Annotated in this window: 9 protein-coding genes; 7 read left to right on the top strand and 2 right to left on the bottom strand. The window is 66.9% G+C overall.

Translation table 11 applies throughout. The features are described from left to right. Positions 1–70 precede the first annotated feature (70 nt). Together BJ997_RS15550 and BJ997_RS15545 are read right to left on the bottom strand one after the other, a co-directional pair. A complete protein-coding gene (locus tag BJ997_RS15550) occupies positions 71–604 on the bottom strand; it encodes a hypothetical protein (RefSeq protein ID WP_035836154.1) in 534 nt (177 codons plus the stop codon). A 112-nt stretch (positions 605–716) separates the two neighbouring features. Next, on the bottom strand, positions 717–1262 hold the full coding sequence (locus BJ997_RS15545) for a hypothetical protein (protein WP_052542134.1): 546 nt from the start codon (positions 1260–1262) through the stop codon (positions 717–719). A gap of 296 nt (positions 1263–1558) precedes the next feature. On the opposite strand from BJ997_RS15545, the gene BJ997_RS15540 reads away from it, so the two are divergent. The 7 genes from BJ997_RS15540 to narH all read left to right on the top strand — a co-directional run bounded on the left by BJ997_RS15540 (position 1559) and on the right by narH (position 11883). After that, positions 1559–2926 (top strand): TrkH family potassium uptake protein, encoded by a 1368-nt coding sequence (locus BJ997_RS15540; RefSeq protein ID WP_052542133.1) that lies wholly within the window; start codon positions 1559–1561, stop codon positions 2924–2926. Continuing rightward, on the top strand, positions 2919–3617 hold the full coding sequence (locus tag BJ997_RS15535; protein ID WP_052542132.1) for a potassium channel family protein: 699 nt from the start codon (positions 2919–2921) through the stop codon (positions 3615–3617). Before BJ997_RS15540 ends, BJ997_RS15535 begins: the two co-directional genes overlap by 8 nt. Before the next feature lie 144 nt (positions 3618–3761). After that, the gene (locus tag BJ997_RS15530; protein ID WP_035836152.1) at positions 3762–5300 is read left to right on the top strand and encodes a M20/M25/M40 family metallo-hydrolase; all 1539 of its coding nucleotides are present in this window, start codon (positions 3762–3764) and stop codon (positions 5298–5300) included. Positions 5301–5366: 66 nt separating this feature from the next. Continuing rightward, entirely contained in the window at positions 5367–5594 is a 228-nt protein-coding gene (locus BJ997_RS15525; protein ID WP_035836151.1) for a putative acetyltransferase, read from the top strand. A gap of 58 nt (positions 5595–5652) precedes the next feature. Next, the gene (locus BJ997_RS15520; protein WP_052542131.1) at positions 5653–6354 is read left to right on the top strand and encodes a helix-turn-helix transcriptional regulator; all 702 of its coding nucleotides are present in this window, start codon (positions 5653–5655) and stop codon (positions 6352–6354) included. A gap of 75 nt (positions 6355–6429) precedes the next feature. Beyond that, positions 6430–10179, top strand: a complete 3750-nt coding sequence (locus BJ997_RS15515; protein ID WP_052542130.1) for a nitrate reductase subunit alpha — start codon at positions 6430–6432, stop codon at positions 10177–10179. After that, complete coding sequence (gene narH / locus BJ997_RS15510) at positions 10180–11883, top strand: nitrate reductase subunit beta (RefSeq protein ID WP_052542129.1); 1704 nt, start codon at positions 10180–10182, stop codon at positions 11881–11883. Positions 11884–11926 lie beyond the last annotated feature (43 nt).

Genomic DNA, 11926 nt, shown 5'->3' with positions numbered 1-11926 from the left:
CGCGCAGCGCACGAAGAACGGGCGATCCCCCGGAGGGAATCGCCCGTTTCGCTGGTGCTGGTGCTGGTGCTTAGCGTCCGAAGATCGAGTTGAGGTCGATGTCGCCGAGCACGTCGTCGACGAGGTTGTTCACGTCGCTGTCGATGTTGCCGGTGTCGACTCCGTCCACGTCTGTCGTGGTGCCGTTTCCGACGGGAGCCTCAACGGGCGCTTCCACAGGGGCGGTGATCGGTGCGGTCACCGGGGCGTCGACGGAAATGTCGTTGCCAGAGGCGACGGCGTTGCCGTTGCCCAGCTCGGTTCCGGAGGCGACGTCGCCGACCTCGGGGTTGAGCGAGCCGTTGCCGACTCCACCGTTCACGAGCCCGCCGTTGGCCACGCCGCCGTTGGCGACGTCGTTGCCGAGCACGCCGTTGCCGGTCGCGCCGTTGAAGAGGTCGGTGTGCTCCTGGTCGCTGGAGCTGTCGGTCACGGTGCTCGTGGTGGTGCTCGTGCGGTCGAGGCTGTCGGCCTGCGCCGGGGCCACGAGGCCGCCGATGATGAGGGCGCTTGCTGCTGCGCCGGTTGCTCCGAATACTGCGATGCGCTTGGTGATGGTGTTCATGGGGTACTCCTCAAGTCTGTGTTGCGTGTCGGCCGGAAGGTCTTCGGGCCACGAACCGGGGATCCCCGAGAGGAATCCCCCGATTCGGTCGTGCAGGTCGTGCAGGTGGTGCTTAGCGTCCGAAGATCGAGGTGAGTCCGGTGTCGCCGAGCACGTCGTCGACGAGGTTGTTCACGTCGCTGTCGATGCTGCCGGTGTCGACTCCGTCCACGTCTGTCGTGGTGCCGTTTCCGACGGGAGCCTCAACGGGCGCTTCCACAGGGGCGGTGATCGGTGCGGTCACCGGGGCGTCGACGGAGGTGTCGTTGCCAGAGGCGACGGCGTTGCCGTTGCCCAGCTCGGTTCCGGAGGCGACGTCGCCGACCTCGGGGTTGAGCGAGCCGTTGGCGACTCCGCCGTTGACGAGGCCTCCGTTGAGCACGCCGCCACCGAGAATGTCGTTGCCGAGCACGCCGTTGCCGGTCGCGCCGTTGAAGAGGTCGTTGATCAGGTCGGTGTGCGCCTGGTCGCTGGAGCTGTCGGTCACGGTGCTCGTGGTGGTGCTCGTGCGGTCTAGGCTGTCGGCCTGGGCCGGGGCCACGAGGCCGCCGATGATGAGGGCGCCTGCTGCTGCGCCGGTAGCTCCGAGTACTGCGATGCGCTTGGTGATCGTGTTCATGGAGAACTCCTCAAGTCGTTGTTCTGTTCGGCCCGATGTTCTCGAGCCACACGGCCCGGAAGTTCATCCGGGGCACGGTAATGGTCCGGAGCACCCCGCAATGGGGTTTGGTCCGGCGCCCTCCGGAGAGACCGATTCGGGCAGCGGATGCCGCAGTGCGCCACTTTCAGTCGGCCACGATCGCCGCCATGACTGGCCTGCGCGGCCGGCGCGGGAGAGTTCTTACGGGAAGCTGGCAACCGGCATTCCCTGCCCATCCGAGAGCCAATTCGCCGCGGCACACGTAGAGTAAATGCGTGCACTCACCGGCGACTCGCGAACCAGGCAGGGCCGCCAAGCGGCGGCGGCTGCACCCGGCGCAGGTCGTCGCATCCGCTTTCGCGTTCACCATCCTCGTGGGCACGGCCCTGCTCATGCTGCCGAATGCCCGGGTCGGTCCCGACAGTGCCACCTTCATGGAGGCGCTCTTCACCGCAACCTCGGCTGTGTGCGTGACGGGCCTCACCGTGGTCGACACCGCGACCTACTGGACGCCGTTCGGCCAGATCGTAATTCTCGCCTTGATCCAGGTGGGCGGCTTCGGCATCATGACCTTCGCCTCGGTGATCGGCCTCGCCGTGGTGCGCAAACTCTCACTGCGCTCGCGCATCAACGCGGCCGCCGAGGCGAAGAGCGTGGGCCTCGAAGACGTGAAGGGCCTCGTGGTCGGCGTCGTGAAGATCTCCCTGATCATCGAGGCCGCCGTCGCGGTGCTGCTCACGATCAGATTCCTGTTCGGCTACGGCGAACCGTTCGGCCGCGCGGTGTGGCTGGGAGTGTTCCACTCGGTGTCGAGTTTCAACAACGCCGGCTTCGCCCTGTTCAGCGACAACATGATCTCCTACGCGACCGACCCGTGGATCTGCCTGCCCATCTGTGCAGCGATCATCCTCGGCGGGCTCGGATTCCCGGTGATCATGCAGCTGCGCAAGCACCTGCGCACCCCGCTCAAATGGACGATGAACACCCGCATCGTGGTGGCCGGCACGATCGTGCTCCTTGTGTTCGGCTCGGTGTACATCACCGCCTTGGAATGGAACAACCCCAACACCCTCGGACCGATGGACTGGCAGGGCAAGCTGCTCGCGGGCTTCTTCCAGTCGGTGCAAACGCGGACAGCCGGTTTCAATAGCATCGACATCGGCCAGATGGACTCCGCAAGCCTGCTCGGCATGGACGTGCTCATGCTCATCGGAGCCGGCCCGGCCGGCACGGCCGGCGGCATCAAGATCACCACGTTCGCCGTGTTGTTCTTCATTCTCTGGGCCGAGGTGCGCGGCGACGTGGCCGTGAACGTGTTCGGCAAACGCCTCTCCCGCGCGGTGCACCGCCAGGCCATCACGATTGTGCTGCTGGCAGTGGCCGTGGTGATCACCGCGACGGCCGCGCTCATGGTGATGACCGACATCTCACTGGATGCCCTGCTGTTCGAGGCCATTTCGGCCTTCGGCACCGTTGGTCTGTCCACTGGAATCACCGCTGGGCTCCCGCCAGCCGGGCAGGTCATCCTGATTCTGCTGATGTTCATCGGCCGCCTCGGCCCCATCACCTTCGCGTCGGCGCTCGCCCTGCGCGAGCGTCGCTCCACCTACGAACTACCGAAGGAAAGGCCGATCATTGGCTAGGTATTCACTATTCGGTCGCCGCGACACCACGCGCCTCACCGAGGCGTCGTCTGTGGTCGTGATCGGCCTCGGCCGATTCGGCAGCTCCCTCGCGCTCGAGCTGATGCGCAGCGGCACCGACGTGCTCGGCATCGACGGCGACGAGGAGATCGTGCAGGCGCACAACGGCCTGCTCACCCATGTGGTGCGCGCCGACTCCACGAAGGAAGCGACGCTGCGCGAGCTCTCGGTGCCCGACTTCACGAGCGTCGTCGTGGCAATCGGCGGCGACATCCAGGCCAACATCCTCACCTCGTCGCTGCTGCTCAAACTCGGCATCGGCAACATCTGGGCGAAGGCGGTGAGCGATCCGCACGGCGAGATCCTCACCCAGCTGGGCGTGCACCACGTGATCTACCCGGAAAAGGACATGGGCAAGCGCGTGGCCCACCTCGTGCGCGGCGCCATGCAGGACTACATCGAGATCGGCGAAGACTTTGCACTGGTGAAGACCACGCCGCCCGCCCTGCTCATCGGCGTGCGACTCGGCGAGGCGAAGGTGCGCGCCAAGCACGGTGTCACCGTGACGGCCTTCCACCGTGAGGGCGTGGGCTGGAGCTACACGAGCCTCGACACCGTGATTCTCGACGGCGACGTGATCCTGATCGCCGGCCAGTCCGCGCGCGTGGAGGCGTTCAGCCAGCTGCGCTGACCCCCGAACGCGGGGCTTCGTATCACGATTGGGTAACGACCGCACCCGAGTCCACCCCGTAGCCCGTTGCGGGTGCATGGTCGTTGCGGGAACGCGTGGTCACCCAACCGGGCGGCCGGCCTCCCGCCCGAATCGGGAGGCATTGTGAGAAGAAAAGCATTGCTCGTGGCCATCGTCGTAGTGGGGAGCCTCACGGTTCCCCTCTCCGCGACGGCGGCAATCGACGAGGTGAACACCACGAAACTGCGACAAGCGGTGACGGTGAGCGGAATCCTGCAACACGAACGCGCGCTGCAGCGCATCGCGAACCGTAACGACGGCACGCGGGCCGCGGGCACTCCCGGCTACGACGCATCCGCTGCCTACGTGAAGGAGCAACTCACGAAGGCGGGCTACAAGGTGACGGAGCAGCCCTTCGAATTCGAGTTCTACCAGGAAGTGACACCGGCCTCACTCAGCCAGGTCTCACCCGCCCCGCAGGATTACGACACAGCCACCTTCACCTACTCCGGGAGCGGCGACGTGGTGGGCGGCATCGTGGCCGCCACGAACACCGTGGTTCCCGCCACGCCGACCCCGAGCTCTGCGGCCGGCTGCGCGGCGACCGACTTCGTGCCGGCCTCGGCCACCGAGCCCCAGGTCGCCCTGATCCAGCGCGGCACGTGCACGTTCGCCAGCAAGGCGGCCAACGCGATCGCGGCCGGCTACGACGCCGTGATCATCTTCAATGAGGGCAACCCGGGCCGCACCGACCTCGTGGAGGGCACCCTCGGCGCCACGGTTTCAGTGCCCGTGGTGGGTCTGAGCTACGCCGACGGCGCGGCGCTCTACGCATCCGCTCAGGCCGGGTCCACGACCGTGGCCGTGAGCACCGAGGTGATCGCCGAGACGCGCACGACGGTAAACATCATCGCCGACACCCGTAAGGGCAACAAAGAGAAGGTGATTGTGGTGGGGGCGCACCTCGATTCGGTGCTCGCCGGGCCGGGGATCAACGACAACGGCAGCGGCACGGCCACGATTCTCGAAACCGCCATCCAGATGTCCAAGCTCAACATCCAGCCGCGACAGCAAGTGCGCTTCGCATTCTGGGGCGGCGAGGAACTCGGGCTGCTCGGCTCGGAGAACTACGTGGCAACGGCGAGCGACGCGGATCTGGCCAAGATCTACGCCAACCTCAACTTCGACATGCTCGCCTCGCCGAACTACGTGCGCTTCGTGTACGACGGTGACGGCTCCGCCGACCCGGGCGCCCCGGCAGGCCCTCCAGGTTCTGCGCAGATCGAAGCGGTCTTCACCCAGTACTTCGCCGCGCAGGGACTCGTCACCGAACCCACTGCCTTCGACGGCCGCTCGGATTACGGGCCGTTCATCGCCGCGGGCATTCCGGCCGGCGGCCTGTTCAGCGGCGCGGAGGGCCTGAAGACGCCGGAGGAAGCCGTGGCCTACGGCGGAACGGCCGGCGTGGCCTACGACGCCTGCTATCACCAGGCGTGTGATTCGATCACCAACCTGAACACGAAGGCGATCAACGAGCTGGGCGACGCCGCGGTGCACGCGATCATGAGCCTGGCCCGCAGCCAGGCCGGCTTCTTCGAAGACGGCAGTCGCATGGCACCACGCTCCACGCAGTCAGTTCCCGACACAGTATTCGACTACAAGGGCAGCAGCCTGGTTCGGTAGGCGGTCCCGTTCCGGCCCGACCGAGGCTCACCCCTCGGTCGGGCCGACACGGCATACACTCGGGTCATGCCCGATCCCGTCACCTTCCTCGCCGGCGCCGCGCTCGGCACCCGCGTGGTGGTGCGCACCCGAATCGAGGGCGGGTACACGGATGCCGTGGGCTACCTTCGTGAGGCCCCGCCGGCATCCGTCGTGGTCGAGACGAAACGCGGGCTCGTCACGCTCGCCCTCTCCGACGTTGAGGCCGCCAAGGAAGTTCCCCCGCCGCCAGCCCCGCGGGCACCTCGCCGCTGATACGCCCCGCCCCCAAAAAAACCGTGCTCACCGGGTTTTCGACCCGCATACTTGACAGATGACCGCGCACCCGCCGGGCTTTAAGACTCTCGCGAGTCTGAGCCGAATCACCCTGCTCAACCAGCTGCAGCGGCGCGGCACCATGACCATCGGCGATCTCGCCGAGGCCACGGGCCTGCACCAGAACACCACGCGGGAACACCTCGACCGTCTGGTGCACGACGGCTTCGTGACCTGCGAACCTGAACGCCGCGACATTAAGGGCCGCCCCAGGATGCTGTACTCCGCGGCCGAAGGGGTCGATCGTGCCGAGGGCTCGATTCGTGGGCGCAAGGTGGAGGCGGCGCTGCAACGCGCCGAGCAGGTACGACGGATGTTGCCGCCCGCCACCCCGACATCGGCCCACGGCCACGAGCCGGCATCCGCTGCCCTCACGCCGGTGCAGCGGCAGCTGGACGCCCTCGATGACCACCTCGACCAGTCCGGCTTTGATGCGAGCGTCGACCCCGGTGGGTTGCAGGTGCACCTGCGCGACTGCCCGTACTCCGAGATGGTGAAGTCGAACCCCGAGGTCTGCCGCGTGCACTTCACGCTCATTCAGGGCGTTCTCGACCAGGCAGAGGGCCCGCTGCGCGCGCGACAGCTGCACCTCGTTCAGGCGCCGCAGAACTGCACGCTCGATCTGCAGCACTGCGGAACCAAGACCGAAGCCGGAACCGAACCCGAGCAAAACATTATTCACGGTGTTCTGAGCTTGTAGCGTTTTTCGCCGGCGGCGAGGCTGGGGTATACGGGCGGCCGATCGGCCTCCCCGGGTATCGCAGGGGGCACGCACGTGACACGCACGACACTCAAGACGGGCACCGACGGGCCCGTGGCCGACGCCTTGCTGGGCCTCGGCCGGTTTCTCCGCCGCGGCGAAACCTCGAAAGACCTGCGCAGTGTGTTCCTCTCCGGGGGGCGCGCGGCCGACTCGTTCTACCGTGACCGCTGGACGCACGACAAAGAGGTGCGCTCCACCCACGGCGTGAACTGCACGGGTTCCTGCTCGTGGAAGGTCTACGTGAAAGACGGCATCATCACGTGGGAAACCCAGCAGACGGACTACCCCTCCGTGGGTCCGGACAGCCCCGAGTACGAGCCCCGCGGCTGCCCCCGCGGCGCCGCGTTCAGCTGGTACACCTACTCGCCCACCCGCGTTCGCTACCCCTACGTGCGCGGCGTGCTGCTCGACATCTATCGCGAGGCGAAGGCGCGCCTGGGCGATCCCGTGCTGGCGTGGGCCGAGATCACGGCGAATCCGGAGACCGCACGCGCCTACAAGAGCGCGCGCGGGCACGGCGGGCTCGTGCGCGCCAGCTGGGACGAGGCGGCCGAAATCGTGGCCGCCGCCCACGTGCACACCATCAAGAAGTACGGACCCGACCGCATCGTGGGCTTCTCCCCGATCCCGGCAATGTCGATCGTCAGCCAGGGCGTGGGCAACCGCTTCATCTCGCTGCTCGGCGGCACCATGCTCTCGTTCTACGACTGGTACGCCGACCTGCCCGTGGCAAGCCCGCAGGTGTTCGGCGACCAGACCGACGTGCCGGAATCCGCCGACTGGTGGAACTCGAGCTACCTCATCATGTGGGGCTCCAACGTGCCCGTCACGCGCACGCCCGACGCCCACTTCATGGTGGAGGCCCGGTATCGCGGCCAGAAGGTCATCACCGTCTCGCCCGACTATGCCGACAACTCCAAGTTCGCCGACGAGTGGCTCGCCGTGCACCCCGGCACTGACGGCGCCCTCGCCCTCGCGATGGGTCACGTGGTGCTGCGCGAATTCCTGGTGGACCGCCGCACCCCGCGCTTCGTCGACTACCTCACGAAGTTCAGCGACTCGGCGTACCTCATCGCCCTGAAACCACGCGGCGACGCCTACGTTCCCGGCAAATTCGTCACCGCCGACGCACTGCCGGGAGCGGCGGCATCCGTGGCGAGCGCCGCCTTCAAGACCGTGATGCTCAACGCCGACGGCACCCCCTTCGTGCCCAACGGCTCGATCGGGCACCGCTTCAGCGAGACCGACAAGGGAAAGTGGAACCTCGACCTTGAGGGTCATGAGCCGCTTCTGTCGATAGCGGATGCCGCCGACCACGACGGTGCATCAGTGGCCGTCGACCTGCCCCGCTTCGACGTGTCACCCGAGACCGACGACGAGGGCGTGCAGCACGCCGGTGGCGCGGGCATCATCCGCCGCGGCGTTCCCGTGCGCACGGTGGCCGGCCAGCTCGTGACGACGGTGTTCGACCTGCTCCTCGCCCAGTACGGCGTGGGCCGGCCCGGCCTGCCTGGCGTGTGGCCCGCCGGTTATGACGACGCCTCCTCGCCGGGCACCCCGGCCTGGCAGGAAGAGATCACCTCGGTGCCGTGGCAGGCCGCCGCGCGTATCGGCCGCGAGTTCGCGCAGAACGCCGAGGACTCCGGTGGGCGCTCGATGATTTTGATGGGTGCCGGCACGAACCACTGGTTCCACTCCGACACGATCTACCGCGCGTTCCTCGCGCTCACCACGATGACAGGCTGCCAGGGCGTGAACGGCGGTGGCTGGGCGCACTACGTGGGCCAGGAAAAGGTGCGCCCGCTCACCGGCTACGGCCAGTACGCCTTCGCCCTCGACTGGGTGCGGCCGGCGCGCCAGATGATCGGAACAGGGTTCTTCTACCTCGCCACAGACCAATGGCGCTACGACGGGCTGTCCGCCGATGTGCTGTCGACCCCGCTCGGCAACGGCACCTTCGCCGGACGCACGACCGCAGACTGCCTCGTGGAATCGGCTAAGCGTGGCTGGATGCCCAGCTACCCCACGTTCAATCGCAACTCCCTCGACCTCGTGGACGACGCCGCCGCGGCCGCGGTCGAACCCGCGCAGTACGTTATCGACTCCCTCGAAGACGGCAGCCTCGAGTACTCCTGCGAAGACCCCGACGCCCCCGAGAACTTTCCGCGGGTGCTCGTGGTGTGGCGCGCGAACATTCTCGGTTCCTCAGGCAAGGGCAACGAGTACTTCCTCAAGCACCTGCTCGGAACCGACTCCGCCGTGCGCGCCCCCGAGTCGCCGGTGGAGAAGCGGCCGAGCACCATGAAGTGGCATGAGGAAGCCCCGGAGGGCAAGCTCGACCTGCTCGTCACGAGCGACTTCCGCATGACCTCGACCACCATTTACAGCGACGTGGTGTTGCCGCCGGCCACCTGGTATGAGAAGAATGACCTGTCGACGACGGACATGCATCCGTTCATCCACTCGTTCAACCCGGCGATCGCGCCGCCGTGGCAGGCCAAGACCGATTTCGACAGCTTTCACTTTCTCGCGCAGAAGATCTCGGAGCTGTCGGTCGGCCACCTCGGAGTACGCCACGACCTCGTGGCCACGCCTCTGCTGCACGACACCCCCGACGCGATGGCCACGCCGCACGGCACCGTGCTCAACGACCAGCCGCTGATCCCCGGTCTCACGATGCCCAAGCTCGCGGTGGTGGAACGGGACTACCCAGCGTTCGCCGCGCAGCTCGGAGCGCTTGGGCCGCTCACCGCCGCGCACGGCATGGTGACCAAGGGCGTAAAGTTCACCCCCGACGAGGAGGTCGAGTACCTCGGGCGCGTGAACGGGCTCATGCCCGACGGGCCCGCTAAGGGCCGGCCGCGACTGACGACAGCGATCCACGCCTGCGAAATGGTGCTCGCGCTGTCGGGAACCACGAACGGCCGGCTCGGCACCCAGGGCTTTCGAGCGCTCGAGGAACGCACCGGCACGAAGCTCGCGCACCTGGCGAGCGACAACGCCGGGCGCCGCTTCAGCTACCCGGATGTGCAGGGCGCGCCGGTTCCGGTGCTCACTTCCCCGGAGTGGTCGGGCTCGGAGCACGGCGGACGCCGGTACAGCGCGTTCACGATCAACGTTGAACACCTCAAGCCGTGGCACACCCTCACCGGACGCCAGCACTTCTACCTCGACCACGACTGGATGATCGAGCTCGGCGAATCCCTGCCAGTGTTCAGGCCGCCGCTCGACATGCACCGCCTGTTCAACGACTCGATCGTGGGATCAACGGCAGCCACCGGCGACCCGGCCGCGAAGGGCCGCGCCGAGGTGGCCGTGCGCTACCTCACGCCGCACTCGAAGTGGTCGATCCACTCCGAATACCAGGACAACCTGCTGATGCTCTCGCTCAGTCGCGGCGGGCCGACCATCTGGATGAGCCCGCAGGACGCCGAGAAGATCGACGTGCGCGACAACGACTGGATCGAGTCCTACAACCGAAATGGCGTCGTCGTGGCGCGGGCCGTGGTGTCTCACCGCATGCCGGAAGGGACCGTGTACATGTACCACGCGAAGGACCGCACGATCAACGTGCCGGTGGCCGAGACGAGCGGTAAGCGCGGCGGCACCAACAACTCGCTCACCCGCATCCTCTTGAAACCCAGTCACCTGATCGGTGGCTACGCGCAGCTCTCGTTTGCGTTCAACTATCTCGGCCCGACCGGGAACCAACGCGACGAGGTCACCGTGATCCGTCGCCGTAGCCAGGAGGTTGAGTACTAAATGCGCGTAATGGCTCAGACGTCGATGATCATGAATCTCGATAAGTGCATCGGGTGCCACACCTGTTCGGTGACCTGCAAGCAGGTGTGGACCAACCGCACCGGCGTGGAATACGCCTGGTTCAACAACGTCGAGACCCGCCCGGGGCTCGGCTACCCCCGGCAGTACGAAGACCAGGCCCGGTGGAAAGGCGGCTGGGTGCGAAATAAGCGCGGCCGCCTGAAGCTGCGTTCCGGCGGCCGAATCAGCCGCCTCGCGCACATCTTCAACAACCCCGACCTGCCGCAGATCGACGACTACTACGAGCCGTGGACCTACGACTACGACATGCTCACCACTGCGCCGGCCGGCAACCAGAGCCCCGTCGCCCGGCCGAAATCTCTGCTGACCGGCAAGAACATGGACATCAAGTGGTCGGGCAACTGGGACGACGACCTCGGCGGCTCGCAGGAGACCGCGGCGGCCGACCCGATTCTCGCGACCATGAGCGAGAAGGTGAAGATGGAGTTCGAGGAGACCTTCATGTTCTACCTGCCGCGCATCTGCGAGCACTGCCTGAACCCCGCGTGCGTGGCCGCGTGCCCCTCCGGCGCCATGTACAAGCGTGAAGAAGACGGCATCGTGCTCGTCGATGAAGACGGATGCCGCGGCTGGCGCATGTGCGTCTCCGCCTGCCCCTATAAGAAGGTGTACTTCAACCACAAGACCGGCAAGGCCGAGAAGTGCACGCTCTGCTACCCGCTGATCGAGCAGGGCAAGCCCACCATCTGTTCAGAGACCTGTGTGGGGCGCCTGCGTTACCTCGGCCTAATGCTCTACGACGCCGACGCGGTGTTGAAGGCGGCGACCGTCGAAAACGACCACGATCTGCTCGAGGCCCAGCGCTCGTGTTTCCTCGACCCGTTCGACCCGGAGGTCATCGCGGCGGCAAAAGCCGCCGGCATGGCCGACGACTGGATTCTCGCCGCCCAGAAGAGCCCGATCTACAAGCTCATCTCCGAGTTCACGATCGCGCTGCCGCTGCACCCCGAATACCGCACCATGCCGATGGTCTGGTACATCCCGCCGCTCTCGCCCGTCGTCGACGTGGTGAGCACGACCGGCAGCGACGGCGAGGATTCCCGCACCCTGTTCGCGGCAATCGACAAGCTGCGCATCCCGGTGGAATACCTCGCTGGGCTGTTCTCGGCCGGCGACGTAGTGCCGGTGGAATCGTCGCTGCGCAAGCTGGCCGCGATGCGCTCCTACATGCGCGACGTGAACCTCGGCAACGATCTCGACGAGTCGATCCCCGAAGCGGTAGGCATGACCGGGGAGTCGATCCAGGCCCTGTATAGGTTGCTCGCGATCGCCAAGTACGAGGACCGCTACGTAATTCCGAAGGCGCACGTGGAGACCGCTCGCGAGCTGGAAGAGCTCGGCTGCTCGCTCGATACCGACGGCGGCCCCGGCATGGGCGGCCCAGGCATGGGCGGCCCCGGCATGGGCGGACCCGGTTCGGCCGGGCACTCCGGTCCGTACGGCAACACCGTGGGCATGCCCCTTGGCGCCACGGTCGACAACTACAACCAGCTGCGCGGCGAAGCGAGCACCCCCACCACACCGGGGCGCGTGAACCTGCTCAACTGGAACGGCGCGGCATCTGCTTCGGGCCTGTTCCCGCCCGCGGCATCGCCCGCAGCGGCTCCCGGGGCGCCCGCATGAGCGCCCGCGCCGCTCTGGCCGCGCGCCCCCGCTGGGGCGGTAG

Source organism: Cryobacterium roopkundense (assembly GCF_014200405.1).
In the GTDB taxonomy this organism is placed as follows: Bacteria; Actinomycetota; Actinomycetes; order Actinomycetales; family Microbacteriaceae; genus Cryobacterium; species Cryobacterium roopkundense.
The sequence above is the reverse complement of the archived record's forward strand: the minus strand, read 5'-3'. Positions and strand labels throughout refer to the sequence as shown.

Coding starts and splice junctions, on each gene's coding strand:
- narH (WP_052542129.1), top strand. CDS start 10,180: ATGCGCGTAATGGCTCAGACGTCGATGATCATGAATCTCGATAAGTGC.
- BJ997_RS15550 (WP_035836154.1), bottom strand. CDS start 604: ATGAACACCATCACCAAGCGCATCGCAGTATTCGGAGCAACCGGCGCA.
- BJ997_RS15520 (WP_052542131.1), top strand. CDS start 5,653: ATGACCGCGCACCCGCCGGGCTTTAAGACTCTCGCGAGTCTGAGCCGA.
- BJ997_RS15545 (WP_052542134.1), bottom strand. CDS start 1,262: ATGAACACGATCACCAAGCGCATCGCAGTACTCGGAGCTACCGGCGCA.
- BJ997_RS15525 (WP_035836151.1), top strand. CDS start 5,367: ATGCCCGATCCCGTCACCTTCCTCGCCGGCGCCGCGCTCGGCACCCGC.